Origin of the sequence: Streptomyces sp. NPDC050534, assembly GCF_044457745.1 — a bacterium.
Lineage (GTDB): Bacteria > Actinomycetota > Actinomycetes > Streptomycetales > Streptomycetaceae > Streptomyces.
The window spans coordinates 469,522-493,620 of record NZ_JBITHF010000001.1 but is presented as its reverse complement, the minus strand read 5'-3'; the positions used below and the strand labels follow the sequence as shown (position 1 = coordinate 493,620).

The window sequence follows — 24,099 nt, the reverse complement described above, 5'->3', positions numbered from 1 at the left end:
ATAAGCCAGATCCGACTACTTCACGGAGCGCACACGCCGCCGGAGACCGATCGATGAACGGGACCGGGAACGGGTTTGACCCCGCAGGGCCAGCACGATGGCGACGCCTATCGCTATCAGGTGCTCACGGCCGGCCAGGTTGGGCACGGCGACCGATTCCCACACCATGGATCCGCTGGTGAGGGCGAAGAGGACGGGAGCGCGCCGGACGACGGCGACGTAGGTGAACAGGCCCACGACCGCGGCGGACGGCCCGGTGTCCAGCACCCGCCCGATCCCGGGCGGCAGTCCGAGCCCGCCCCACCCGGCCCCGAGCGCGATCATCACGCGCACCATCAGGGTGCCGGCCAGTGTCGTCGCATACGAGACGACGAGCGTCCTGGTCCGGCCGAGGATGAGTTCGGCCAGCGCGAAGGCGAGGAACAGCTGTGTGATGCCCGCCCAGACGGGCAGGTCGAGGGCCGGGACGTACAGGGACACCGGCGTGCGCAGCAGGGCGAGCCACAGCGGCAGGTCGGCGTTGACGCCGCCGAGGATCCGCACCGCCGTCGCACCGGCGGGATGCTGCGCCAGCGCGTGGAAGAAGATCACTCCGAGGGCGGCCACGAACGCCAGCGTCAGTCCGGACAGCCCACGCCGCATGAGCCGGCGTACCGGATCGACCACGATGCCGTGCCACTCGCCGCGCAGCGTGCGCACGGCGAAGGACGCCGACCGCCACAGTGCGGTACGCAGCCGTGCGCGTCCCCGGCGGTCGGCCGGGGCGCCCGACGGCTCGTCGGCGTGCGGTTGGTCGGCACGTACCTCGTCGGTACGCAGCTCGTCCGCGGCGCTGTCCTCGCAGCGCTCCCCCATGCGAAGCAAGACTCCCCCTGAGAGGGTGAAGGTGACCCGTGCGGCACAGGGCCACGCCACCCCACCCGAGGGCTACGCCCGGCGGCGGGGCTTCCTGCGCTTGGCGCCCTTGGAGACGTCGGATTTGCCCCTGGGGTTGCGTGCCGTCGTTTTTGCGCCACTACGCGTGGGCCGGTCACCGGCCTTCGCGCCCGTCTTCGCCTTCGGCTCCGGCGCTTCCGCCTTGCGGCCCCGGGAGCTGTTGACCGTACGGCCGCGGACGATGCCGATGAAGTCCTCGACCATGTCCGTGGTCGCCTCCTCCGGCCATGCCAGGGCGACGCCGGACTGGGGGGCGTCCACGACCGGCCGGTACACGAGGTCCTTGCGGTGGTGCAGGCGCGCCAGCGACTGCGGGACGATCAGGAGGCCGACCCCGGCGGCGACGAGCTCGACGGCGTCCTCCGTGGTGGCGGGGCGCTCGAAGGCGGGCTCGCCCGGCGGCCGGTCCCACTCGAAGACGTCGTCCAGCGGGTGGAAGAGAACCTCCTCCGCGAGGTCGTCCACGGTCACCTCGTCCACGGCCGTGATCAGGTGATCCTTGGGGACCACGACGACCGTCGTCTCGGTGTAGAGGGGGATGGCGCTGAAGTGCGTACGGTCGACCGGCAGCCGTACGAGTGCGGCGTCGGCGCCACCGGCGCGCAGCACCTCGGAGACCTCGGCGGCCGGTACGGCCAGGAGGGTCAGCGGGATCTCGGGCAGTCGCTCGTTCCAGATCCGCGCCCACTTGGCGGGCGTCGCCCCCGGAACGTACGCGAGCCGGAACGTGGGGGATTCCTCCGAGCCTGTCACGCTGCAAGGCTACCGGCCGCGGCCGGTGCCTGATCACCGGCCGTGGTCGGAGCCGCATCACCGGCCGTGGTCGGAGCCCTCGTCGCCGCTCGATACCCTGGACCTCATGAAGCCGCACCAGAGCACCCAGACGATGAAGCCCGCGACCGCGGCGAAGAAGCTGGGTGTGTACCTCGAGGCCACCCCCGCCGAGTTCCGGGAGGGTGACGTCTCGCGGGCCGAGCTCGACCGGTTGCAGGCCGATCCGCCCGAGTGGCTGCGCGAGCTGCGGGCCGACGGCCCGCACCCCCGTCCGGTGGTCGCGGAGAAGCTGGGCGTCTCCATCGCGGGCCTCGCACGCGGCGGCGTCACCGAGGCGCTCACCACCGAGCAGATCGACGCCCTGAAGCAGGAGCAGCCCGAGTGGCTGCAGAAGGAGCGCGCGACGCAGGCCGAGGTCCGCAAGGAGGGCGCGCGGATCAAGAAGCGCAACGCCGAGCGCGCGTCCCGGAGCGAGTCCGGCCGGTCCTGACCCCGCCCGTCCGCGACGGAACGTCGCCTTCCGCACCCGCTGTGTGCACGAAGCACGTATCTGACGGAACGTCACGACGAAGGTCACAAAAGCGTATCGGACATTACGCCCCTCAACCTTCACACGAGCCGCACAAGTTGGCTAGTTTGGCAGTAGGCCGCACGAGTTCCTCCGGCGCCCCGCCGGGACGTGCGGCCTCCGCCGAGTCCGGTGCGCCTTCGCGGCAGCCGGAGCCGGGGACCCGACCGAACGATGGGGTGAATCGGCCCAACCGCCCACCAGGGCAAAGGCCGTAGGGCATACCTTCCGGATCGACGCCCGAACCCGACAGCTAACTCGGTAGGCGGAGTACGGAAGGAGTACGGCACCCATGGCGCCGGAACGATCGTCGCGCCCCGGAGGCCTCGGCCCCGGAATGCGCAACTCCGCTCTCGCGACCGCCGCCCTCACCTCGGTGGCGCTGTTCTCACAGACCGCCGACGCCGCGCCGAAGGCGGCGGACGAGGGCCCCAGCCGCGAGGACGTCCGGCAGCGGGTGAGCAGCCTGTACGACCGGGCCGAGAGCGACACCGGCCTCCACAACATCACCCGGGCCCAGTCGGTGCGCCGGGGCCGCGGCGCCGCGGCGGGCGGTGGCCGGAGTTCGGATCCGGACCTGGACAACATCGCCCGGCAGTGGTTCCAGGGCGCGCGCTCGTCACTGGGCCCGACGGTTCCGGCGACCCTGCCGACCGACCGGATGCCCGCCCAGCGCACCACGTCGCCCCGTCCCGAGAGGCCCGAGAGGCCCGAGCGGCCCGAGCGGCCCGCCGAGTCGCGTGCCGCGGGCGCCGCCCGTGAGCTGGAGGCGCCCGCCCGGCCCGTGCTCGAACTGCCCGCCGCAGAGCCCCGCCGGCGCCCCGTGGCGGAGCTGACGGCCGGTCCGACGGCCGTGCTGCCCGCCGTGCCCGCTCAGCGCCAGGAGACCGCGGCCCAGCCCGGGGCCCAGCCGGAGCCGAGGCAGGTGGTGCTGCGCCGCTCCAAGCAGGCGAACCAGCGCAAGATCGCGGCGGCCAGCGACCTGCTGTACCGGTACACCGCCCGGCAGACGTCCGTGGCCCCGCTGACGGCCGCCCAGCCCCAGGCGCTGCCGACATGGCAGGACCCGGCCGAGCAGATCCACCGTGCGGCCGAAGAGGCGTGGCGGTTGCAGCAGCCGAGCGTCCTGGACACGGGCGTACCGGCCGTGGAGGACTGGCGGATGCGGCAGCCGACCGTGCTCGACACGGGCATCTCCACGGCCAGTGAGACGTGGCGGATGCAGCAGCCCAGCGTCCTCGACACAGGCATCTCCACGGCCAGTGAGACGTGGCGGATGCAGCAGCCCAGCGTCCTCGACACCGGCATCCCTACGTCCGACGAGACGTGGCGGATGCAGCAACCCACCGTCCTCGACACCGGCGTGCCTCTGGCCGATGAGGCGTGGCGAACACGGCTGCAGCAGCCCAGCGTCCTGGACACGGGCGTACCGGCCGTGGAGGACTGGCGGATGCGGCAGCCGACCGTGCTCGACACGGGCATCTCCACGGCCGACGAGGCATGGCGGATGCAACAACCCACCGTCCTGGACACCGGCATCCCGGCCGTCGAAACGCCCGTCGGTACCAAGGCCGACCGGGCCGTCGCCTTCGCCCGCGCGCAGATCGGCAGGCCGTGCCTGTGGGGTGCGGTCGGACCGGAGTCGTACGACAACGCGGGCCTCACCCAGGCCGCGTGGAAGGGCGCCGGGGTCGCGCTGCCGCGGAGCACGTCCGAGCAGGCGCGCACCGGCACGGTGATCCCGCTGGCCGAGAGCCGCCCCGGAGACCTGATCTTCTTCCACGACAACTTCAGCCACGTCGGGCTGTACACCGGCAACGGCATGATGATCCACGCGCCCGGCCCCGGTTCGGTCATCCGCGAGGAGTCCATCCACAACGCCGGGGAGGCGGCCATCCGGATCGCCGTGCGCCCCGCGTAGAACATGCTGCGGGCCGCCGGTCCCCCGCTCCGGCGGCCCGCACGGTGAGAGGATCTGAGATCGTCGCGGTTGCCCGTTGCAGTCTCGGGCAGCGCAGGGTGCCGCCGGTATGGGTACAACTGCGTAGGCGGCGGACGAGTGGAGAGGCACGTGGGACAGGCGCGGGGTTCGGCACACGAGCGGATGCTGTCGGTGGCCGTCGACGCGCTCAACGAACGTGATCCCGGGCGGCTTTGGCCGTTGCTGGCCGGCGCGCTGCCAGGGGTGTGCGGCGGCGAGACACTGATCTACAAGCTCGACGACTGGAACGAGAGCGAGGGCACGGTGGGCATGCCGCCCGCTGTCGCCGCCGCGTTCGACGGGCTCGGGGCCGAGGATCTGGGCCTGCTGCGCGCGGGGTATCCGTTCGCGCGCCACTACGCGGCCGGCCCCGACAGAACGCCCCTCACCGCGCGCCGGGCCGCCGGCGCCGCCTGGTCGGCGAGCCCGACCGCGCGCCTGATCGGTGACGTCCTGGACGCGGGCCATGTGCTGGCGATTCCGCTGCCCCGGACGACGACGCCGATCACGGGGTGCATGGTCTACCGCTCCGGTACGGACTTCACCGACGACCAGGTCCGCGCGGCCGAGCAGGTGCAGCCGCTGCTGGCGGCGGTCGAGCAGCAGCGGCAGCTCCTGGAGCACTTGCAGCGGTCGGCCGTCCCGGGCCCCGCCCGGGAACGGGCCGCGGACTGCGCCCTCACACCCCGCGAACTGACCGTGCTGCTCCTGCTCGCCGACGCCCTGACCGCCGCCGCGATCGGCCGCCGGCTCGGCATCTCGGACCGGACGGTGCACAAGCACGTCGAGAAGATCTACCGCAAGCTCGGCACACGGGATCGCATCAGCACGGTGCTACGGGCCCAGCGGCTGGGTCTGATCCCCACGCCGTGAGCGGTACAGGTCCCGCAGCAGGGCGATCTCCGCACCGTGGTGCAGGACTTCCTGGTTGACCCACCACACGATGTCGACGAACGGCTCTTCCGGGTCGCTGCCGTGCGGATAGGTGCAGTGGCCGATCGTGTCGAGCGCCGCGTCGCCGGCACTCTGCAGCGCCGTGCGCCAGGCCGTGACGCCGGTGTCGAAGGCGGCGACGGCCGCCGCCACGTCGCCGCTGATGAGGTAGTCGTCCCGGGTGAGGCGGTGGCCTCCCGCGGTGTGGTCGGCGCGGAGGAACAGCATTTCGCTGAGGTGGCTCAGGCGCCACGCGATGGTGGTGAAGGGCGGCGGCCACGGGTGCGGGTACGGCGCGGCGTCGCGGCCCCACGCTCCCTCGGCGCTGCCCGCCAGATGCGTGGCACGCGCGCCGGGCCCGTCCACCCGCCGCCGCACCGACCAGCACTCCGGCACCGGCTCCCAGAGGTACTCCGCGCCGGTCAGCGGCCCGGCCTCGGTGTCCGCCCCGTCACCGCTGTCCATCCCCGGCCCGGCCATACGGGCGGCCAGCCGCTGACAGGCGAAGTCGAACTGGTCCAGCAACGGCCCGAGGCGAGATGTGGTCACTGAGGCTCCCCTGGCGAACTCGGCGGCGTACGAAGAATGCACGGCGGCGGTGCGAACCGACGGGCTAACCTGGCACGACCGGCAGGCGAACCGCCTCTCGATAAACGATGTCAGGGAGCCGGCCATGAACCTGAAGCCGAACCGCTCCATCCCCTCGGCGACCGTGATCCCGGTCCTGATCTATCCCGACGTGCGCGCGGCGGTCGCGTGGCTCGGCGCGGCCTTCGGGTTCGCGGAGCGGGTGCGGATCGGCGAGGCCCACCGCGCCCAACTCGCCTTCGGTGACGGGGCCGTGATCGTCGGGGACACGCACGGGGACCGCCGGCCCCCGCGTCCCGGCGAGGTCACGCACTCCGTGACGGTACGGGTGGACGACGTGCGCGCCCACTGCGCGCGGGCCCGGGAACACGGTGCGCGGATCGTCATGGAGCCGACCGACTTCGAGTACGGGGAACGCCAGTACACGGCCGAGGACCCGGCCGGTCACCAGTGGACCTTCTCGGAGACCCTCGCGGACGTCGCTCCGGAGGAGTGGGGCGGGCAGACGGTGTCGGGCGACTGACGCTGTCAGGCTCGGCGGGCTGAGGACGTGAGGCGATCGGCGAGCGCGATGACGAGGTCGCGCAGTTCGTCGGGGCACTCGATGACGAACGGCCGGTCTAGCGCGGCGAGCACCGGAGGCAGCCAGTCGAGCCGCTCCACCCGAAGCTCGGCACGCAGCCAGCGCTCGGCCGCCTGGTCCTCGGCCCCCTGCTCCTCGGCCACCCGGTCCTCGGCCGCCCGGTCCTCGGCCGCCCCGGGCGCGTGCTCCTCCAGGGTCGCGACGCTCGCCGGAAGGTGGGCGCGGATCTGCCCGACCGTCCCGTGGATCCGCAAGATCACCTGGTGCCGGTACTCGGCCGTGGCGAACGCCGTGAGCACCCGCTCGGCCGGACCGGGGCCGGCGGGCGCTTCGAACGAGCCGGGCAGGGCCCTCGCGTCCGCGATGCGATCGAGCCGGAGGGTCCGGTCCTCACCGATCCGGGCGTCCTGGCCCGTGACGTACCACCGGCCCGCATGGGCGACGATCCCGTACGCGTGCAGGGTCCGTTCGCTGCGCCGGCCGTCGCGGTCGGTGTAGCGGATCGAGACCGGCCGGCGGTGGTGCACCGCGTCGGCGAGGGTGAGCAGGACCTCGGCGTCCGGGGTCTCGTACTCACCGGGTTGATCCGTGAAGGCGAGAGCCTCCAGGAGTGTGTCGAGCCGGCGGGCGACGTGCCTGGGCAGCACCCGCCGGATCTTCGCCGATGCCGTCTCGCTCGCCGTGTGCTGCGTCGTCGCCAACCCTGCTCGGCGGCCGGCGACCAGACCGAGCAGCACGGCCAGCGCCTCGTCGTCGCTGAGCATGAGCGGAGGCAGGCGGTACCCGGGGGCGAGGCGGTACCCGCCGTAGCGGCCGCGCACCGATTCCACGGGCACGTCCAGGTCGATCAGATGGTCCACGTACCGCCGCACGGTGCGTCCTTCGACGCCGAGCCGCTCGGCGAGTTCGGCCACCGTCCGGGTGCCGCCCGACTGCAGCAGCTCCAGGAGTGTCAGCACGCGGCCGGTGGGTCGAGGCATGTGCGCAGCCTAGCCCGAATACAGGACCGTTTCTGTCCTCTATTTCTCCTAGCCTGCGGAGTGCGCGCCTCCGGCACAGCCCGGCGCAATGCAGCACGACCCAGCACCGCCAAGGAGATTTCCATGGACTTCGTCTCGATCCGCATCATCACCGGCGACGTCGCGCGCCTCGTCGAGTTCTACGAGCGGGCCACAGGGGCGCGGGCCACGTGGGCCACCGAGGACTTCGCCGAACTCAGGACCGCGGGCGCCACCCTCGCGATCGCCGGCACCCGCACCGTCCCGCTGTTCGCCCCGGACTCCGCCCGCCCGGCCGACAACCACAGCGTGATCACCGAGTTCCTCGTCGACGACGTGGACCGCGTTCACCGGAACCTGACGGGTTTCGTGACCGACTTCGTCACCGAGCCCACCACGATGCCCTGGGGCAACCGATCGCTGCTGTTCCGCGACCCCGACGGCAACCTCGTCAACTTCTTCACCCCCGTCACCCCGGCGGCCATCGAGAAGTTCGCACGCTGACGCCACGCACAACCGCTCACACGGGGGCTCCGGCATCCGGGGGTTCAGCCCTGCCCGGTCCCCGGCCCCACTCCGCCCTGCAGCCGCTCCAGGTCCGACGGGCGTACCTGAATCACCACCACCGCGATCAGCGCGGCGACCACGGCGAAGATCGCGGCCATGACGAACGCGGCCGAGACGCCGGCGGTGAGGACGTGGTCGGAGTAGGGGGACGGGAGCTGGCCGGTACGGCGGAAGCGGAGGCGTTCGACCGGGGTCGCCTGGGCCAGGAAGCGGGGGATCTGCTTGTGCGCCTCGTTCGTGCTCGCCGTGCCGAACATCGTGACCAGGATGGACAGGCCCAGCGAACCGCCCACCTGCTGCGTGGCGTTGAGGAGCCCGGAGGCCGCGCCGGTCTCCTCATCGCTGACGTTGGAGAGCGCCATGATCGTGAGGGACACGAACTGCATGCCCATGCCCAGGGCGAAGACGAGGATCGGTCCGAGGATGCTGCCCGCGTAGGTGGAGTCGACGTCGGTCAGGGTGAGCCAGGCCAGGCCCGCCGCCGCGAGGACGGCGCCCACCACCATGAAGGGCTTGGGCCCGAACCGGGGCAGGAACTTCGAGGCGAGCGCCGCGCCGACGGCGATCACCGCGCTGACCGGCAGGAAGGCCAGCCCCGCCTCCAGCGGGCTGAAGCCGAGTACGTCCTGCACGAAGAGCGTGAGGAAGAAGAACATGCCGAAGATCGCGGCGGCGAGGCTCAGCATGATCCCGTACGTGCCCGCGCGGTTGCGGTCGGCGAACATGTGCAGCGGCGTGATGGGCTGCCGGGAGCGGCGCTCGATCAGGATGAACGCGGCCAGTACGACGACGGCCGCGGCGAACGAGGCGACCGTGAGGGCGTCCCGCCAGCCCTCCTGGGCGGCTCTGATGAAGCCGTACACCAGCAGGACCATGCCCACGGTGGAGGTCAGTGCGCCGGCGATGTCGAAGTGGCCCGCGTGCCGTTCGGACTCCTTGATGAAGCGGGGTGCGGCGAGGGCGATGAGGATGCCGATGGGCACGTTGACGAACAGCACCCAGCGCCAGTTCAGCCACTCCACGATCATTCCGCCCGCGAGCAGTCCGATGGCGCCGCCTCCGGAGGAGACCGCGGCGAACACGCCGAACGCCCGGTTGCGTTCCGGGCCTTCGCGGAAGGTCGTGCTGATCAGGGCGAGCGAGGTCGGGGAGGCGATGGCACCGCCCACGCCCTGCAGGGCGCGTGCGGCGAGGAGTTGGCCGGAGCTCTGCGCGAAGCCGCCCAGCAGGGAGGCCAGGGCGAAGAGCAGCACGCCGAAGATGAACATCCGCCGCCGGCCCAGGATGTCGCCGGTGCGGCCGCCGAGGAGCAGCAGGCCGCCGAAGGTGAGGGTGTAGGCGTTGACCACCCAGGACAGGCTCGTGGTGGAGAAGTTCAGCGCGGTCTGGATGTGCGGCAGCGCGATGTTCACGATGGTGATGTCCAGGACCACCATCAGCTGACACGAGGCGATGACCAGCAGCGCCATGCCGTTTCCGCCGCCGCCCGGTTCCCGGGCGGTGGCCTGTGCTGCGGGGCTGGGCTGCGGGCTGCTGCTCATAGTGCGTGCGCTCTCAGTGAACGGTTCCGTCCACTGTCCGACCGTACGCTCCCCCCGTGACCGTCACCACTCGACCGCGGAATCCGCGCTCACGGCGGCGCAAGGGGCTCGCGGTCACGAGCGGGACCTGTGGGCCGCGGTCAGGTGCGGGTCCTGGGGGGCGCGGTCAGGTACGGGTCCTGGGGGCGCGGTCAGGTACGGGTCCTGTGGGCCGCGCTCAGGTACGGGTCTTGTGGGTCATCGCGAACTCGTCGGCCTCGGGCAGGTCGAAGTCCCCATGGTCGCTGCCGAGCCCCTGCGCCACCAGCGCCGCCGCGGCGCTGCCCAGGACGGCGGCCTCGCGTGGGGTGCGGCCGAGGCTGATACCGCGCAGGAAGCCCGCCGAGAAGGCGTCACCGCAGCCGGTGGTGTCGATGACCTCCACGTCGAAGGCCGGGACGGTCTCGGTGCCGTCCGCCGTGACCAGGAGCGCGCCGTCGCCGCCGCGGGTGACGGCGACGAGGCCGGCCCCCGCGGCCAGGAACTTCTTCGCGCCGGTGACGAGGTCCTCCTCCTCGCTGAAGCCGAGGACCTGATCGTCGTTGGGCAGCAGGAAGTCGACGTACGGCAGCAGCGGCTCGATCTGGTCGTAGGTGCCGAGTTCGCCGGGGGCGAGGAGGTCGACGGAGGTGACCACGTCGTGCTCCTTGGCGTGCGCCAGGATGCGCGCGGCGACGTCGGCGCCGATCAGTTCGGGTCCGCCGAGGTGGAGGTGGGTGGACTCGGCGACGGCGTCCCAGGGCACGTCGTCGAGGCCGTAGGTGACGTTGGCGCCCAGCAGGTGGAGGGTGGGCCGGTCGCCGTTGGGGCGGATGGGCAGGACGGTCGCGGAGGTGGAGGTGTCGATGCGGCGGACGAGCAACTCGGTGTCGATGCCCGCCCGGTCGAGGAGCTGGATGAGCAGGTCGCCGGTCGGATCGGTGCCGATCGCTCCCGTGGTGCGCACCGCGGCGCCGAGTTTGGCGAGGGTGAGCGCGGTGCCGGCGGCCGTTCCCGCGGCGGTCATCCGGATGTCCTCCACGAGGGTGGCGCCCTGGCCTTCGGGTATCTCCTCCACCGGCCGTACCAGCACGTCCAGTACGTGCACGCCCATCGTGACGACCTTCATCGGGTTCCCTCCTGCGCGGGTGGTACGGGGTGGGTGGTGCCGTAGTCGCGGGCGATCGCGGCCTCGACGACCGCGAGTTGCTCGGCCTCGTCGAGGACCCGGGGCGTGCCGAGGGCGGCGGCGTGCCGGTAGACGCCGCAGGCCCACTCCAGGAGCAGGGCGTGCTCGACGGCCTTGTCCAGGGTCGGGGCGTGGGTGACCGCGCCGTGGTTGGCCATCAGGGCGCCGCCGCGTCCCTCGAGCGCGGCGAGCACCGACCCGGCCAGCTCGTGGGTGCCGAAGGTCGCGTACGGTGCGACCCGGACGCTACCGCCCAGCGCGAGCAACTGATAGTGGATGCACGGCAGTTCGTCGAGGACGCAGGAGAGCGCCGTGGCCATCGGCGCGTGGGTGTGGACGACCGCGCAGGTGCCGTAGCGCCGGTAGACGCCGAGGTGCAGGTCCAGTTCGGAGGTGGGCTCGAGGCTTCCGTCGACGATCTCGCCGTCCAGGTCGACCACCGTCACCTGGTCCGGGGTGAGCCGGGCCAGCACCGCTCCGGTCGCGGTGATCGCGACCCGCTCCCCCACGCGCACGCTGACGTTCCCTGCGGTGCCGATGAGCAGGCCCTCGGCTCCCAGCCGGCGGCAGGCATCGGCCACTGCGGCCCGCTCCTTGCCCAGCACCGCGCTTGAGTCGGTCATGTGCGGGAACCTAACCCAAAGGTGAAACAAAGTCACGTTCGGATTCGGAGGTCGTTTCGTGAGCGAGCCGACCGCCGCACCCCTGCGCCGCACCCCCCAACAGGCGCGCAGCAAGGCCCGGTTGGCCCGGGTCCTCAAGGCCGCCGAGCGGGTCCTGATCGCGGAGGGCGTCGAGGCGCTCACCACGACCCGCGTCGCCGCGGAGGCGAAGGTCTCGGTCGGCTCGTTGTACCAGTATCTGCCCGACCGTGAGGCGATCATCGACGCCCTCGCGGCCGGCTACTTCGCCAGGCTCGAGGCCGCCATGGACGCGTTCGTGCGGGCGGCGTCCGCCGGGCGCTGGGAGGACCCGGTCGGCGTGCTCGTCGACGAGTTCGCCGCGATCTACCGCACCGAACACGGCTTCCGCGCCCTGTGGTTCGGCAGCGGCCTGACCGAGCGGACCCGGGCCGCGGACCGCGCGCACAAGCGCCGCATGGCCGACGGCATCCGCCGTATTCTCCTCGCCCTCGGCCTCGCCCGCGACGACGAACGGCTCGCCCGGTCCTGCCTGGCCGCGATCCTGGCCGCGGACGCCCTCGCCCAGGAGGCGTTCCGGCGCGACGCGGCGGGCGACGCGGGTCTCCTGGACGAGGCGAAGGTCATGCTGCGGGGGTATCTCGCGGCGATCGCGGGGCGCGGGTGAGGTCGTCCCGACTCCCCCAACCGGCTTGGCGCTGAAGGAAACCGGACTCACACCACGTGGGCCTCGGGCCGGGTCGCCGCGCCGGAGCGGAAGCGGTCGGCGCTGAGCGGGGAGATGTCGGCGAAGGGCTCGCGCTCCAGGTGCAGATCGCGCAGGATCTCGCCGACGGCGGGGCCCTGGAGGAAGCCGTGGCCGGAGAACCCGGTGGCGTAGAGGAAGTTGACGAGTTCGCCGGAGCGTCCGATGAGGGCGTTGTGGTCGGGGGTGACCTCGTAGAGGCCGGCCCAGCCGCCGACGGTCCTCATCTCGGCCAGCTGCGGGGCCCGCCGGCGCACGGCGTCGCGGAACAGCTCCAGCCATTCCGGGGTCCAGGTGGTGTCGAAGCCGTCGGGCTGGCGGGGGTCGGCGAGGCCGAACAGCAGGCCGTCGTCGCTGTTGTGGAAGTAGGCCGTCGAGGCGAAGTCGATGGTGAAGGGGATGCGGGGCGCCGGGGGCACGAGCGGTTCGGTGAAGGCGAGTTGGCGCCGCACCGGCCGGACCGGGAGGTGCAGGCCGGCCATGTCGCCGATCTGCGCCGACCAGGCGCCGGCCGTGCAGATGACGGTCGCGCAGGCGACGCGGCCGCGGTCGGTGTGGACGGCGGTGACGCGGTCGCCGGCGGTGTCGATGCCGGTGACGGTCGTGTGCGTGGCGAAGGTGACCCCGGCGCGGGTGGCGGCGTCGGCGTAGCCCTGGACGACCAGCCGGGGGCGGGCGTGCCCGTCGGCGGGCGAGTGGGCGGCGGCCACGAGTCCGTCGGTGCTGACGTAGGGACACAGGCGGCGGGCCTCGTCCGGGGAGATCATGCGGGCGGGGACACCCAGCGCGTTCTGGGTCCTGACGCCGGCCTCGAACTCCGCGACGTGCTGTTCACCGGTGAGCAGGAAGAGGTAGCCGACCGTGTCGAGGCGGATGTCGGCGCCGGGGCGGCGCGGGAAGTCCTCGTAGGCGCGCAGACTGCGGCTGCCCAGCTCGATGTTGAGCGGGTCGGAGAACTGGGCGCGGACGCCGCCGATCGGTTTGCCCGAGCTGCCGCACGCGAGTTCGCCGCGCTCGACCACGACGATGTCGCTCACCCCCGCCTCGGCGAGGTGGAACGCGGCACTGGCGCCCATCACGCCACCGCCGATGATCACGACTTCTGCGGTCGGCGGAACGGAGCGGGAGATGGATGAGGAGGACAAGTGGCCGTCCCTTCCGAAGGCCGGCGCCGGGGCCGAAGGTCCGTCGGCTCGGGGGCGCGCCCTGCGCAGTGAATGAGTGGCTCAGTGACCCTACGTCCGAGATCTCACTTTCCGCCGCCCTGCTCTCCGCCGTGTCAGCCGGGCACGTCCATCCGCTGCGTGCCGACCACCGACAGCAGCCGCAGCGCCTCCTCCGACGGCGAGCCGGGCGCGGCGGTGTAGATGACCACGCGCTGATCGCGGTCGGTGATGTCGAGGACGTCGCAGGTGACGGTGACCGGGCCGACGAGGGGATGCTCGAAGGTCTTGCACAGGGTGGGTGTGGCGGCGACCTCGTGGGCGGACCACAGCCGGGTGAACTCCTCGCTGCCCGCGAGCAGTTCGCCGACCAGTCCGGTCACTTCGGGGTCGTCGGGGTAGCGGGCCGCGACGGCGCGCAGGTGCTGCGCCGAGGACCGTACGAACTCCTCCGCGTCCGAGACGCCGTAGAGCCGCCGGCCGGGCTGGTGCGGGCCGAGGAAGGCGCGCCGTACGAGATTGCGGTCGCGGCGCGAGAGCGCTGAGAAGTCCTCCATGAGCGCGGCCGCGAGGGCGTTCCAGGCGATGACCTCGTATGTCGCGGAGATGACGATCGCCGCCGCGTCCGGCAGCCGGTGCAGCAGGTCGACGACGCTCTGCCGCACCTCCCGCGAAGGGCCGGGCCGAGGCCCTGGCGGGACGCCGGCGAGGTGGTGGAGGTGGTCGCGTTCGGTGTCCGACAGGCGCAGGGCGCGGGCGAGCTGACCCAGCACCTCGCGCGAGGGGTGCGGCCCGCGCGCCTGTTCCAGGCGGGTGTAGTACTCGGTCGAGATGTACGCCAGCTGCGCCACCTCCTCGCGGCGCAGGCCCGGGGTGCGGCGGCGCGGCCCGGCGGGCAGGCCCACGTCGGCGGGAGTGATGCGCTCGCGCCGGCTGCGCAGGAAGTCGGCCAGTTCACGTCGGTCCACGCCTCCAGTGTGCGCGGACGGCGCGGACCCGAGCCAGGTACTGCCGGTGCCTGGATGGGCCGGGCGGCCGGGCACAGGCTCGACGTCATGACTACGACCCCTGCACAGACCCCGTCCACCACGGCCGCCGGCCTCCTCGCCGGCAAGGTCGCCTTCATCACCGGTGCCGGTCGCGGCATCGGCGCCGCCGCGGCGCGGCTGTTCGCCCGGGAAGGTGCCCGGGTGCTGCTCGCGGCGCGTACGGAGTCCCAGCTCAAGGCGGTGGCGGAGGAGATCCGGGCGGCCGGCGGCACGGCGGACCATGTGCGCTGCGACCTGGCCGACCCGGCGAGCGTGCGCGCGGCCGTCGACCGGGCCGTGGAGCTCTACGGCCGCCTCGACGTCGCCTTCAACAACGGAGCCACGATCCAGCAGCCGGGTCCGATGGACCAGTTGCCGGAAGCCGACTTCGACCATGTCCTCGCCGTCAACCTGAAGGGCCCGTGGCTGGCGATGCGCGCGGAGGTCGCCGCCATCCGGGCCACCGCCGGCCGCGGGGCGATCGTGAACACGTCCAGCGTCGGCAGCCTGATGGCCAACCCCTGGCTGCCCGTCTACGGCGCGGCGAAGCGGGCGGTCAACAGCCTCACCGCGTCGGCCGCGGCGACGTACGGGCCCGAGGGCATCCGCGTCAACGCCATCGCCCCCGGCACCACGCTCACCGAGATGATCGACGCGTGGGAGGCGGACTCCCCCGGCATCGTCGCCCAGCTCACCGCGCAGACTCCGCTGGGGCGCGCCGCCGACCCGTCGGAGATCGCGGAGGCCGCCGCCTGGCTCCTCTCCGACCGCGCCTCCTTCGTCAACGGCACGGTGCTCAGTGTGGACGGGGGGATCCGGGCCTGAGCCCGTACTGCCCGTACTGACTGCCCGTACTGACTGCCCGTAATGAACGATGACCGTCTGCTGGCGGAGTCAGGTGGCCGGGCCCGCGGGCGGCGCGCCGGTGACCGCAGCGCGGTAGAGGGCTCGGGTGGCGCTGCTGAAGTAGGCGCTGTAGGAGACCTGGGGGGTGTTGCCACCGGTGTGGTAGCCACCGATGACCCCGATCACCGCCCAGCCGCCCGGCCACGGCACCAGCATGGGCCCGCCGCTCGTCCCGCCCACGAAAGCGTCGCAGGCGATGCGCAGGAAGGTGCCCGGGTCGGCCGGGTCGTCGCTCGACCACTTGGTGGTCCAGCTCCAGCACTCCAGGGGCTTCGGTGCGCCGGCCGGATACCCGATCATCCGGACCGGGGCGTGGAAGTAGCCGGTGTCAGTGAGGAGTTGGACCCCGCCCGCCACGTCCTCGAGCCGCTTGCCGTCCGCGTTGGGCTCGGTGACCGCGAAGCCGACGTCGTACGCCGCTCCGGCGTGCTCACCAAGGTCGTAGTACTCCTGCGCGACGTAGACGCCGTCGTCCTTCACCGGGAAGATGCCGAACGGCTTCAGTCCGTCGTGGTACTGCGGAACGAACCCCAGGTGGCGCTTGGGGGAGGTGCCGGAGTACCCCTTGAGGCAGTGCCCCGCGCTGAGCACGAGGTCGCGGCCGGGGCTGCGCACCACGGAACCGCTGCACGTGCGCCCCGTGCCGCCGGCGTCGGTCCAGAAGAACGTGCCGGCCTGCGGGATGCCGTCGAAGCTCCGGCTGGGCGGGATGTGCTCGCCGGGCCGGGGCCCGTCCGCCGCGGGCCGCGCCTCGCCACCCTGGTCCGCGTCGTCGGGCAGCGCGGCCGTCAACCGGGTCGCGGTCCAGTACGTCGCGAGCTCGGTTGCTGTCGAATGGCCGGCGGCCGGTGCTTTGGCGAGGGCCGCCGGTGTTCTGGCGTGGGCGGCCGGTGCGAGCCCGGTACCCAGCATCAGGGCGCCCGCAATCGCGGCGGCGTACCGGAGGACTCTGATCCTGCGCACTGTCAATTCCCCTCCACCCTCCAAGGACACATTGGCATGCCCATCGTCGACGGCCGGCGGGGGGCGCGCAGGAAGATCACCAAACTGGCCGAAACTTCCGCTGCGTTGGACCCGCGCTGCGGAACAAGCCTGCCGGGCGGCATCGCTCAGCGGGCCGGCCCGGCCGGTGTCAGCCGAGCGCCGCTTCCAGCGCGGCCTCGAACGTCGGCTGCTCGAAGGTGAAGCCGGACTCCAGCAGGCGTGTGGGCACCACGCGTTGGCTCATCAGGATGCCGTCGGCGAACTCGCCGAGCGCCAGCCGGAGGGCGAAGTCGGGGACGGCCAGCAGCGTGGGACGGTGCAGGGTCCTGCCGACGGTGGCGGTGATGTCCCGGTTGGTCGCCGGGTGCGGGGTGGTCAGGTTGACCGGGCCGCTGACCGGGTCGGTGTCGATGACGTGGCGCAGGGCGCGAACCGTGTCGGGGAGCGAGATGTAGCTCCAGTACTGCCGTCCGCTGCCGAGGCGTCCTCCGAGCCCGGCGCGGGCGAGCGGCAGCAGGCGGCCCATGGCTCCGCCCTCGGCCGAGACGACGATGCCGAAGCGGGGGGTGACGACGCGTGTCCCGGCCGCCCGCGCGCCCTCGGCCGCGGCTTCCCAGTCCCGGCACACGCCGGCCAGGAAGTCATCACCTTCCCCGGCCGACTCGTCGACCGCGTCCGTCCCGGTCTCGCCGTAATACCCGACGGCGGACCCCGACACGAACACCGCCGGCGCCTTCTCACAGGCGCCGATCGCCGCCGCGAGGGCGCCGGTGCCGCGCACCCGGCTCTCCCGGATCTCCCTCTTGTACGCGGTGCTCCAGCGGCGGTCGCCGACGCCGGCCCCGGCCAGCCCGACCACCGCGTCCGCCCCGTCGAGCACCGCCGGATCCGCGGCGCCCGCGCGCGGGTCCCACCGCGCCTCGGCGCTTCCGTCGGCCCGCGCCCGCGGCTCGCGCCGCACCAGCCGGGTCACCCGGTGACCGTCGGCGAGCAGCGAGGCGGCGAGCGCGCCGCCGATCAACCCTGAGGAACCACTGATGACGACATGCATGGGAACCGGCCTCGATCCGAACGTAGGAAGCGGTCACCGTGCTGGCCGCGCATGACACCTCGGCATGTTTGACTATTCAAACACCAAGCCGTCCTGGCGTGACGACGGGGCCAGGACTCCCCTGCAGTCCTGGCCCCGCACGGTCCGCTCCTACTTCCCCCCGTGGAGATCACAAGGATGCACAGCGGGTCGCCTTTGTGTCGTTGGCCGACCGTCCACAGCTACTTGGCCTGGAGTCCACTCGCAGCGCGGTACTCGCTCGGCGGGACGCCATACGCGCTGCGGAAGGCGCGCGTGAACTCCGCCGGCCGCGGGAAACCCCACCGGGCGCCTACGGCATGGATCGGCATCGTGCGCAGGGCCGGGTCGGCGAGATCGCGGCACGCGTTCTTCAGCCGCTGCTCGCGGATGTGGCCGCCGACGGTGGTGCCCTCGGCCTGGAAGAGGCGGTACAGGTAGCTGCGGGAGATGTGGTGCGCGGCGGCGATCCGGTCCGGGGTCAGCTCCGGGTCACCGAGGTGCCTGCGGATGAACGCCTTGATGTGCAGGGTCAGCGTCCGGGCGCGGGTCTCGGGCGGCAACTGCCGTTCGGCGTCCAGGGCGTGGGCGAAGACCGCGGTCACCAGATCGGCGACGACGGTGCCCAGCCGGGGCCCGTCCGACGGCTGGTAGGGCGCGGTGTCCGAGACCAGCTGGATCAGGAACTGCGCCAGCAGCGCGCCGACACCCTCGCGGCTCGACACCCGGCTCCCGATCACCCGGTCCGCCCGCTGCGCGGGCAGCGCCACCAGCGCCCTCGGTATCTCGACCCCGATGAGGGTGACCGGGTCGGGGCCGGTGGAGATGTCGTACGAGCGTGAGGAGGTGTTGGTGTGGAAGTCGTCGATGCGGTAGGCGACTTGCTGTCTGCCCCAGCTGGCCGCCCCTTCTCCCCGCCGCAGCAGGGAGAGGTGGTAGACCTCGGGGTCGGACTGCCGGACGAGCTTGGGGGTGCGCCGGAAGACCAGGTGGTCGAAGGTCGCCGGCCACACGGTCACGTCCCCGAGACCGACGATGCGCTGTTCGCCGTGGTAGTCCGCCGCGCAGTCGCTGGCCAGTTGCATGGGCGCGTGGGTGCGGCCCATGCGCTCGGTCCATGCCTCGAACCGGTCGCCCACCGGTAGGTCCACGGTCCGCAGGAGCGATTCGTCCAGCACGGCCGTAGTCAACCATACGGGCTGAATGGGGCGTTGTGGCCGCTCACGCTCAGCGTGTGAGGAATTCCGACAGCCCGGCCAGGAGCCGGTCGACGTCCTCCGCGTCGTTGTAGGGGGCGAGACCGACGCGCAGGCCGCCGGTGTCGCCGAGACCGAGGTGGCGGGACGCCTCCAGGGCGTAGAAGGAACCCGCTGGGGCGTGCACGCCGCGTTCCGCGAGGAAGGCGTACGCCTCCGTCGTGGAGCGGCCTTCGAAGGTCAGCAGCAGGGTGGGCGTACGGTCGGCCGCCCGGGAGTGGATCGTGAGGCCGTCGAGCGCGGCCAGGCCCTTGTCGATCTGGGTGCGCAGGCCGTCCTCGTGACCTTCGAGCGCCGTGAACGCCGCGGTCAGGCGCTCTCGCCGGGTTCCCGTGGCGCTCGGGTCGAGGCCGGCGAGGAAGTCGACCGCTGCGGTGGTGCCCGCGAGGAACTCGTAGGGCAGGGTGCCCAGTTCGAAACGCTCGGGGACCGCGTCGGTGGACGGCAGGAGCTTGTCCGGCCGCAGGGTCTCCAGCAACTCCGGCCGGGCGGCGAGGACTCCGTGATGGGGGCCGAGGAACTTGTAGGCGGAGCAGACGAAGAAGTCCGCGCCGAGGCGTTCGAGGTCGACCAGCGTGTGGGCGGCGTGGTGGACGCCGTCGACGTAGCAGAGCGTTCCCGCCTCGTGCGCCAGGCGGGCGATCTCGGCGACCGCGGGACGCGTGCCGATCAGGTTGGAGGCGGCGGTGACGGCGACCAGCCGGGTGCGCTCGGACAGCACGGCGCGGATGTCGTCGGCGGTCAGCTCCCCGGTCGCGGGATCGAAGTCGGCCCAGCGTACGGTCGCGCCGACCTGTTCGGCGGCCTGCACCCAGGGGCGGATGTTGGCGTCGTGGTCCAGGCGCGTGACGACCACCTCGTCGCCGGGCCCCCACGTCTTGGCGAGGGTGCGGGAGAAGTCGTAGGTGAGCTGGGTCGCGCTGCGGCCGAACACGATCCCGGACGGGTCCGCGCCCAGCAGGTCGGCCATGGCCCGGCGGGCGCCGGTGACGATGGCGTCGGCGTTGCGCTCCCCCGGCGCGATCCGTCCCCGGTTCGACAGGGGCTGGGACATGGCGTCGGCGATGGCGCGGATGACGGGTTGCGGGGTCTGGGTACCGCCCGGGCCGTCGAAGTGCGCCGTTCCGGCGGCCAGGGCGGGGAACTGGGAGCGGATGGCGGTGATGTCGTACGTCACGAGAGAGCTCCTGTGAGTGCCGGGCCGGAGCAACGATCGTGCGTGATCAGCGGCGGACCTGGCAACCACGCGTGCCGGGCGGGTGACCTCGGTCAGTCCCTGCGGGAGCCGCCCGGGCGGGCGACGAATCGGGCCTGGGGAATCCGGTCTGCGGAATCCGGCCCGGGGAATCCGCCTGCGGAATCCGGCCGGATCGAAAATCCCTGGCGGGCCGGAAACGGGGAAGGTTACGATCCCCGCGATGACTACCCACTCTGCTGTCAGATTGGGGGTCCCGTCCGCGCAAGGTGAGTGCTGATGCTCACCGACACCGCGAACGGCGATTCCCGCCTCTCCTTCTGGCTGCGCGTGCGCGAGTTCGCCGTGCCGCCCTCCATGATCGACACCGCGACCGCCCGCCGCCGCGTCGGCGACTGGGCCGGGGCGTGCGCTGCCGCAGGCATCGACGTCGACCTGAATCTGCGTTCCGTGGCACGCGGTCACGGCCGCGCCATGGTCGATCAAGTCCGTTCGGATCTACGGCAGTTGGCGCCCGACCTGTTGCGCTGGCACATGCCGAGGATCGCTCCCGACGGACTGCTGCGCCCGGGGCTGACCATCACTCTGGCCCGGTACTACGCCCAGGGGCACGACGGTCCGGGGCCGGTGCACCTCGTCGTCCGTACGCCGCCGGCCTGGGCGGACGCCGGGCAGCGGATCAGCCTCGCGCTGTGGGACGAAACCGGCTCCGAGGACTGCGCCCGCCGTCACCCGCATCCGCGGCCCAGCCGGCGGTTCCGGCTCGACCTGCACCGGCATCTGTGGGACGCGAGCAGGGCCGGCGAATTCCGCATCCGCTCCGGGGCCGACCGGCCGTCCGACGCCAACAGACCTGTACTGGATGAGGAGTTGCCCGAGCGCTTGCCGCCGCACTGGCACGGCTGCGCGCTCGACCGGTGGGCCGCCGAGGCGGGGATTGTGCTCCGCGCGGAACGGCGGCGGCACGGGTCCACCGGTTCCGTCCTCGTGCGGCTCGGGGGCCGGCATCGGCTGCTTCTGGATCTGTCGGGCGCGGGCCAGGCACCCGTCGTACGGCTCGCGGACCGCGCCAAGTCCCCGCACGGGCACGCCTCCACACTGCCCGTCCTTCCCGATGCGGCGACCTGGATTCCGCCCGACCTGGAGTTGCTGCGCACCGGTTCGATCACGGCCGAGCGGCTGCATCCGCTGGTCGCCGCGGCGCTCGTACCCGGCCATGTGCCGCACTCAGACGTCCCACGTTGCACCCAACGGGCGAACCAGCCAAGGATGGTGGAGTGCCGTGGCGCTCGGCACCGGATCGGCCTGCTGGACGGGGTGCTGGCGGCGCTGGACCACGATCCGGACGAGGTCCGGCGGGAGGAGCTGCTGGTCGCCCTGACCGGCACCTCGCTGCCCTGTCTGCAGGCGATCGACGAGGCCCACCGCCGGCCGGACTGCCTCACGGGGGTGCGCGAACGCCTGGACCACGGTGACATCGCCGGGGCACTGGCCGTCGTCGAGGGTCTGCTCGGCCCCGGCGCGCACCTGCGCGACGGCCCGCTGCGCGACGAGCTGGAGGCGGCCGCACAACGGCGGATCACCTACGGCCTGTTCCGGGCGGGTCTGATCGGCGCCTCGCACGGACCCGCCTACCTGCGTCCCGGTGATCTCCGCCGTAGCCAGGACCACCTGGCACATCCGCGCCACGCATCCCTGCGCTGACCCGGCTCTGCCCTCGACCACCGCCCTTCTCCTACGTACCCAAGGTGATCACCCATGCCTGCGCACACCCATGTTTCTGCCACCCAACTCGATGTCGCCGCACAGCTGTTGACGCTGCTGGGCGACACCGCCACCGAACCCCGCCCCGACGCCCAGCTCGAAGCCCTGACGCTGGCCGTGGCCGCCGATCTGCCCGTGCTGCTGTGGGGGGAGCCCGGGATCGGCAAGACCGCGGCCCTCACGCAGCTCGCGGAGTCCCTGGATCTGCCGCTGACCACGGTGATCGCCAGCGTGCACGAACCGTCCGACTTCTCGGGGCTGCCCGTGGTCGGAGACGATCCGGCGGAACAGGGTGTGCCGATGGCCCCGCCGGACTGGGCGGTACGCCTGGTGCGGACCGGCCGGGGCCTGCTGTTCCTCGACGAGCTGTCCACGGCGCCGCCCGCGGTGCAGGCCGCTCTGCTGCGCCTTGTGCTGGAGCGGCGGATCGGGGCCCTGCGGCTGCCACCCGGAGTGCGCATCGTGGCCGCCGCCAATCCGCGGTCCTCGGCGGCCGACGGCTGGGAGTTGAGCCCGCCGCTGGCCAACCGGTTCGTTCATCTGCAGTGGACCCACGACCATGAGGTCGTCGTCCGCGGCCTCGGCGGCACCTGGCCCCGGGCCGCACTGCCCCAACTCTCCCCCGCCGAGCTGCCGGAGGCGGTGGACTTCGCCCGCCGCGCGGTGTGCGGGCTGCTGACCGCGCGCCCCAGGCTCGTGCACCAGCTGCCCGCCAACGAGACCCGCCGGGGCGGACCTTGGCCGTCTCCCCGCAGCTGGGAGATGACGCTGCGCCTGATCGCCTTCGCGACCGCGGCCGGCTCTTCCCGGGAGGTGCTCGCCCTGCTCGTGCGGGGCACCGTGGGCGACGGTCCGGGCCTCGAACTGCTGACCAGCATCGACCGGTTGGACCTCCCGGATCCCGAGACACTGCTCGCCGACCCGGCGAGTGCCGAGTTGCCCGACCGCGGCGACCTGCGACAGGCCGTGCTCGACGGTGTGGTGGCCGCCGTCCGCAACCGCCCGGAGAGGTCCCGCTGGGACGCGGCGTGGGCGCTTCTGGTCCGCGCGCTGGAGACCGGAGCCCCGGACCTGGTGGTCGTCCCCGCGACCACGCTCGCCACGCTGCGCCGCGAGGACTGGGACGTACCGGAGACGATCGAGCGGCTGGCCGGAGTCGTGTCCGTGTCCCGGCGGGCGGACCGGGCGCGGGCCGCACTCACCGCGAAGGCCGGCCGATGAGCGCGGACGTACCGGAGGAATCGGCCACGCTCGGGGCGCCGGGGGCATCCCGCACGCCGGCCGCACCCGGCACCCTTGACCCCGACCCCGACCCCGACCCCGACCCCGACCTCGACCCCGACCCCGGCCTCGACCGCGACAAGCTCTTCGCCGCCCGCCTGTACGCCGCCCGGGCCCGCCCCTACCTGGCGACCGCGTTGTTCGCCCTGCACACCGTCGAGTCCCGGCACGTGCCGACGATGGCCGTCGACCGGCACTGGCGGTGCTACGTCTCGCCCGCTTTCGTGGACCGGATGCCGGTGCAGGAGCTCGCGGGCGTATGGGTGCACGAGGTGGCGCACCTGCTCCGCGACCACCACGGACGCAGCGACCGGGTGGCCCGGGAGCGCGGACTGACGGGCCCCGGCGAGAGGCTGCGGATGAACATCGCCGCGGACTGCGAGATCAACGACGACATCTACGGCGACGGTCTGGCCCGGCCCGAAGGCGCCGCAGAACCAATGGTGTTGGGATTGCCGGAGGGCGAACTGATGGAGGACTACCTGCGCCAGTTCACACTCGGGACGCGGACACTGAGCATGGCCTGGCTGGACTGCGGCAGCGGCGCCGACGGGCGGCGGCGGGGGTGGGATCTCGGTCCGGACGGTGCGAACGCCCTGAGCAAGCAGGAACAGGACGCGGTGCGGTTCCGGGTGGCGCAGGGGCTCATGGGCCGGCCGGGGGACGCACCGCAGGGATGGCGTCGCTGGGCGGAGGAGGCGTTCCATCCGCCCCAGCCGTGGCGGGAGTTGCTCGGGGCGGCGGTCCGTTCGGCGGCCTCGGCTCCCGGCGCGGGCGAGGACTACAGCTACGGCCGGCCGTCGCGGCGGGCGGCCGGTCTGCCCGGTGTCGTACTGCCGAGCCTTCGGCGCAGGCCGCCGCGGGTGTCGGTGGTCATCGACACGTCCGGGTCGGTCAGCGACACCGAACTGGGCAGCGCGCTGCTGGAGGTCGCCGCGATCGCCCGTGCCGTGGGCGGCCGTCGGGATCTGGTCACGGTGGTGCCGTGCGACGCGGCGGCCCGCATCGCACACCCGTTGTGCCGCGCCGAGGGGATACCGCTGGTGGGCGGCGGCGGCACGGATCTGCGCACGGGGTTCGCGAAGGCGCTGCGCACCCGCCCCGATGTCGTCGTGGTCCTCACGGACGGCCAGACCCCGTGGCCGGCCACGCGGCCGGCCTGCCGGACGGTGGTGGGGCTGTTCCCCCGACAGAAGAACTGGGCCAAGCACGACCCGGACTACGCACCCGGCGCGCCGCCCGCCTGGGCACGGGTGGTCGAGATCGGGTAGGTGCCCAGGGCCCGTCGAACCACGGTCTGCTCGCGATCGGTTCGGAGCAGCGGGTGGAACAGCCCTGGAGCTCCAATATTGGGCAAGGTGTTGACCGCCGTAGAAAATCTGCCTTACATT

General features: G+C 72.6%; 23 protein-coding genes and 1 riboswitch. Of the genes, 10 read left to right on the top strand and 13 right to left on the bottom strand.

Annotated elements, in window-relative coordinates; genetic code table 11:
• Window positions 1-15 precede the first annotated feature (15 nt).
• Complete coding sequence (locus ACIBN2_RS02215; protein ID WP_399132187.1) at window positions 16-855, bottom strand: hypothetical protein; 840 nt, start codon at window positions 853-855, stop codon at window positions 16-18.
• A 72-nt stretch (window positions 856-927) separates the two neighbouring features.
• On the bottom strand, window positions 928-1,689 hold the full coding sequence (locus ACIBN2_RS02210; protein WP_399132186.1) for a LysR family transcriptional regulator substrate-binding protein: 762 nt from the start codon (window positions 1,687-1,689) through the stop codon (window positions 928-930).
• A 106-nt stretch (window positions 1,690-1,795) separates the two neighbouring features.
• On the opposite strand from ACIBN2_RS02210, the gene ACIBN2_RS02205 reads away from it, so the two are divergent.
• The 3 genes from ACIBN2_RS02205 (at window position 1,796) to ACIBN2_RS02195 (ending at window position 5,132) form a co-directional block, all read left to right on the top strand.
• Window positions 1,796-2,200 carry a DUF5997 family protein gene (locus tag ACIBN2_RS02205; protein WP_399132185.1) on the top strand — a complete coding sequence of 135 codons (405 nt, stop codon included), beginning with the start codon at window positions 1,796-1,798 and terminating at the stop codon, window positions 2,198-2,200.
• Window positions 2,201-2,389: 189 nt separating this feature from the next.
• Window positions 2,390-2,562: riboswitch (cyclic di-AMP (ydaO/yuaA leader) on the top strand.
• Between the two features lie 8 nt (window positions 2,563-2,570).
• Window positions 2,571-4,199, top strand: a complete 1,629-nt coding sequence (locus ACIBN2_RS02200; protein WP_399132184.1) for an NlpC/P60 family protein — start codon at window positions 2,571-2,573, stop codon at window positions 4,197-4,199.
• A 183-nt stretch (window positions 4,200-4,382) separates the two neighbouring features.
• The gene (locus ACIBN2_RS02195) at window positions 4,383-5,132 is read left to right on the top strand and encodes a LuxR C-terminal-related transcriptional regulator (RefSeq protein WP_399132865.1); all 750 of its coding nucleotides are present in this window, start codon (window positions 4,383-4,385) and stop codon (window positions 5,130-5,132) included.
• Here the strand turns inward: ACIBN2_RS02195 and ACIBN2_RS02190 are convergent.
• Window positions 5,094-5,741: a DinB family protein gene (locus tag ACIBN2_RS02190; protein WP_399132183.1), complete on the bottom strand. Its 648-nt coding sequence runs from the start codon at window positions 5,739-5,741 to the stop codon at window positions 5,094-5,096. The two genes, ACIBN2_RS02195 and ACIBN2_RS02190, sit on opposite strands and share 39 nt — an antisense overlap.
• A gap of 124 nt (window positions 5,742-5,865) precedes the next feature.
• Here ACIBN2_RS02190 and ACIBN2_RS02185 point away from each other — a divergent pair, with 124 nt between their 5' ends.
• Complete coding sequence (locus ACIBN2_RS02185; RefSeq protein WP_399132182.1) at window positions 5,866-6,303, top strand: VOC family protein; 438 nt, start codon at window positions 5,866-5,868, stop codon at window positions 6,301-6,303.
• 5 nt (window positions 6,304-6,308) lie between these two features.
• Here the strand turns inward: ACIBN2_RS02185 and ACIBN2_RS02180 are convergent, their stop codons facing one another.
• Window positions 6,309-7,343 carry a helix-turn-helix transcriptional regulator gene (locus ACIBN2_RS02180; RefSeq protein WP_399132181.1) on the bottom strand — a complete coding sequence of 345 codons (1,035 nt, stop codon included), beginning with the start codon at window positions 7,341-7,343 and terminating at the stop codon, window positions 6,309-6,311.
• A gap of 123 nt (window positions 7,344-7,466) precedes the next feature.
• Here ACIBN2_RS02180 and ACIBN2_RS02175 point away from each other — a divergent pair, with 123 nt between their 5' ends.
• Window positions 7,467-7,865 (top strand): VOC family protein, encoded by a 399-nt coding sequence (locus tag ACIBN2_RS02175; protein ID WP_399132180.1) that lies wholly within the window; start codon window positions 7,467-7,469, stop codon window positions 7,863-7,865.
• Between the two features lie 44 nt (window positions 7,866-7,909).
• Here the strand turns inward: ACIBN2_RS02175 and ACIBN2_RS02170 are convergent, their stop codons facing one another.
• The 3 genes from ACIBN2_RS02170 to ACIBN2_RS02160 form a co-directional block, all read right to left on the bottom strand.
• The gene (locus tag ACIBN2_RS02170) at window positions 7,910-9,469 is read right to left on the bottom strand and encodes an MFS transporter (protein WP_399132179.1); all 1,560 of its coding nucleotides are present in this window, start codon (window positions 9,467-9,469) and stop codon (window positions 7,910-7,912) included.
• Between the two features lie 217 nt (window positions 9,470-9,686).
• Complete coding sequence (locus ACIBN2_RS02165; RefSeq protein WP_399132178.1) at window positions 9,687-10,616, bottom strand: carbohydrate kinase family protein; 930 nt, start codon at window positions 10,614-10,616, stop codon at window positions 9,687-9,689.
• The gene (locus tag ACIBN2_RS02160) at window positions 10,613-11,299 is read right to left on the bottom strand and encodes a class II aldolase/adducin family protein (RefSeq protein ID WP_399132177.1); all 687 of its coding nucleotides are present in this window, start codon (window positions 11,297-11,299) and stop codon (window positions 10,613-10,615) included. Before ACIBN2_RS02160 ends, ACIBN2_RS02165 begins: the two co-directional genes overlap by 4 nt.
• 58 nt (window positions 11,300-11,357) lie before the next feature.
• Between ACIBN2_RS02160 and ACIBN2_RS02155 the strand changes: the two genes are divergently transcribed.
• Window positions 11,358-11,984 carry a TetR family transcriptional regulator gene (locus ACIBN2_RS02155; RefSeq protein WP_399132176.1) on the top strand — a complete coding sequence of 209 codons (627 nt, stop codon included), beginning with the start codon at window positions 11,358-11,360 and terminating at the stop codon, window positions 11,982-11,984.
• A gap of 47 nt (window positions 11,985-12,031) precedes the next feature.
• On the opposite strand, the gene ACIBN2_RS02150 is transcribed toward ACIBN2_RS02155, so the two are convergent.
• On the bottom strand, window positions 12,032-13,138 hold the full coding sequence (locus tag ACIBN2_RS02150) for an NAD(P)/FAD-dependent oxidoreductase (protein WP_399132864.1): 1,107 nt from the start codon (window positions 13,136-13,138) through the stop codon (window positions 12,032-12,034).
• Window positions 13,139-13,341: 203 nt separating this feature from the next.
• Entirely contained in the window at window positions 13,342-14,193 is an 852-nt protein-coding gene (locus ACIBN2_RS02145; RefSeq protein ID WP_399132175.1) for a helix-turn-helix transcriptional regulator, read from the bottom strand.
• 87 nt (window positions 14,194-14,280) lie between these two features.
• On the opposite strand from ACIBN2_RS02145, the gene ACIBN2_RS02140 reads away from it, so the two are divergent.
• Entirely contained in the window at window positions 14,281-15,078 is a 798-nt protein-coding gene (locus ACIBN2_RS02140; protein ID WP_399132174.1) for an SDR family NAD(P)-dependent oxidoreductase, read from the top strand.
• Between the two features lie 69 nt (window positions 15,079-15,147).
• On the opposite strand, the gene ACIBN2_RS02135 is transcribed toward ACIBN2_RS02140, so the two are convergent.
• The 4 genes from ACIBN2_RS02135 to ACIBN2_RS02120 form a co-directional block, all read right to left on the bottom strand.
• Window positions 15,148-16,122, bottom strand: a complete 975-nt coding sequence (locus ACIBN2_RS02135) for a trypsin-like serine peptidase (protein WP_399132173.1) — start codon at window positions 16,120-16,122, stop codon at window positions 15,148-15,150.
• Window positions 16,123-16,291: 169 nt separating this feature from the next.
• A complete protein-coding gene (locus ACIBN2_RS02130) occupies window positions 16,292-17,194 on the bottom strand; it encodes a TIGR01777 family oxidoreductase (protein ID WP_399132172.1) in 903 nt (300 codons plus the stop codon).
• A 221-nt stretch (window positions 17,195-17,415) separates the two neighbouring features.
• Window positions 17,416-18,390 carry a helix-turn-helix domain-containing protein gene (locus tag ACIBN2_RS02125; protein WP_399132171.1) on the bottom strand — a complete coding sequence of 325 codons (975 nt, stop codon included), beginning with the start codon at window positions 18,388-18,390 and terminating at the stop codon, window positions 17,416-17,418.
• A 49-nt stretch (window positions 18,391-18,439) separates the two neighbouring features.
• Window positions 18,440-19,645, bottom strand: coding sequence for a cysteine desulfurase-like protein (locus tag ACIBN2_RS02120; RefSeq protein WP_399132170.1), 1,206 nt, complete (start codon window positions 19,643-19,645; stop codon window positions 18,440-18,442).
• A 297-nt stretch (window positions 19,646-19,942) separates the two neighbouring features.
• Here ACIBN2_RS02120 and ACIBN2_RS02115 point away from each other — a divergent pair, with 297 nt between their 5' ends.
• The 3 genes from ACIBN2_RS02115 to ACIBN2_RS02105 are packed head-to-tail and all read left to right on the top strand — an operon-like array spanning window position 19,943 to window position 23,979.
• Window positions 19,943-21,367 carry a hypothetical protein gene (locus ACIBN2_RS02115; RefSeq protein WP_399132169.1) on the top strand — a complete coding sequence of 475 codons (1,425 nt, stop codon included), beginning with the start codon at window positions 19,943-19,945 and terminating at the stop codon, window positions 21,365-21,367.
• Between the two features lie 54 nt (window positions 21,368-21,421).
• A complete protein-coding gene (locus tag ACIBN2_RS02110; protein WP_399132168.1) occupies window positions 21,422-22,648 on the top strand; it encodes an AAA family ATPase in 1,227 nt (408 codons plus the stop codon).
• A complete protein-coding gene (locus tag ACIBN2_RS02105; protein ID WP_399132167.1) occupies window positions 22,645-23,979 on the top strand; it encodes a VWA-like domain-containing protein in 1,335 nt (444 codons plus the stop codon). Before ACIBN2_RS02110 ends, ACIBN2_RS02105 begins: the two co-directional genes overlap by 4 nt.
• The last annotated feature ends 120 nt before the right edge of the window (window positions 23,980-24,099 follow it).

Excerpts from the sequence above, each read along its gene's own strand:
- ACIBN2_RS02215 (WP_399132187.1), bottom strand. The coding sequence starts at position 855 with ATGGGGGAGCGCTGCGAGGACAGCGCCGCGGACGAGCTGCGTACCGAC.
- ACIBN2_RS02205 (WP_399132185.1), top strand. The coding sequence starts at position 1,796 with ATGAAGCCGCACCAGAGCACCCAGACGATGAAGCCCGCGACCGCGGCG.
- ACIBN2_RS02200 (WP_399132184.1), top strand. The coding sequence starts at position 2,571 with ATGGCGCCGGAACGATCGTCGCGCCCCGGAGGCCTCGGCCCCGGAATG.
- ACIBN2_RS02195 (WP_399132865.1), top strand. The coding sequence starts at position 4,383 with ATGCTGTCGGTGGCCGTCGACGCGCTCAACGAACGTGATCCCGGGCGG.
- ACIBN2_RS02185 (WP_399132182.1), top strand. The coding sequence starts at position 5,866 with ATGAACCTGAAGCCGAACCGCTCCATCCCCTCGGCGACCGTGATCCCG.
- ACIBN2_RS02180 (WP_399132181.1), bottom strand. The coding sequence starts at position 7,343 with ATGCCTCGACCCACCGGCCGCGTGCTGACACTCCTGGAGCTGCTGCAG.
- ACIBN2_RS02175 (WP_399132180.1), top strand. The coding sequence starts at position 7,467 with ATGGACTTCGTCTCGATCCGCATCATCACCGGCGACGTCGCGCGCCTC.
- ACIBN2_RS02170 (WP_399132179.1), bottom strand. The coding sequence starts at position 9,469 with ATGAGCAGCAGCCCGCAGCCCAGCCCCGCAGCACAGGCCACCGCCCGG.
- ACIBN2_RS02165 (WP_399132178.1), bottom strand. The coding sequence starts at position 10,616 with ATGAAGGTCGTCACGATGGGCGTGCACGTACTGGACGTGCTGGTACGG.
- ACIBN2_RS02160 (WP_399132177.1), bottom strand. The coding sequence starts at position 11,299 with ATGACCGACTCAAGCGCGGTGCTGGGCAAGGAGCGGGCCGCAGTGGCC.
- ACIBN2_RS02150 (WP_399132864.1), bottom strand. The coding sequence starts at position 13,138 with ATGGGCGCCAGTGCCGCGTTCCACCTCGCCGAGGCGGGGGTGAGCGAC.
- ACIBN2_RS02140 (WP_399132174.1), top strand. The coding sequence starts at position 14,281 with ATGACTACGACCCCTGCACAGACCCCGTCCACCACGGCCGCCGGCCTC.
- ACIBN2_RS02130 (WP_399132172.1), bottom strand. The coding sequence starts at position 17,194 with ATGCATGTCGTCATCAGTGGTTCCTCAGGGTTGATCGGCGGCGCGCTC.
- ACIBN2_RS02115 (WP_399132169.1), top strand. The coding sequence starts at position 19,943 with ATGCTCACCGACACCGCGAACGGCGATTCCCGCCTCTCCTTCTGGCTG.
- ACIBN2_RS02110 (WP_399132168.1), top strand. The coding sequence starts at position 21,422 with ATGCCTGCGCACACCCATGTTTCTGCCACCCAACTCGATGTCGCCGCA.
- ACIBN2_RS02105 (WP_399132167.1), top strand. The coding sequence starts at position 22,645 with ATGAGCGCGGACGTACCGGAGGAATCGGCCACGCTCGGGGCGCCGGGG.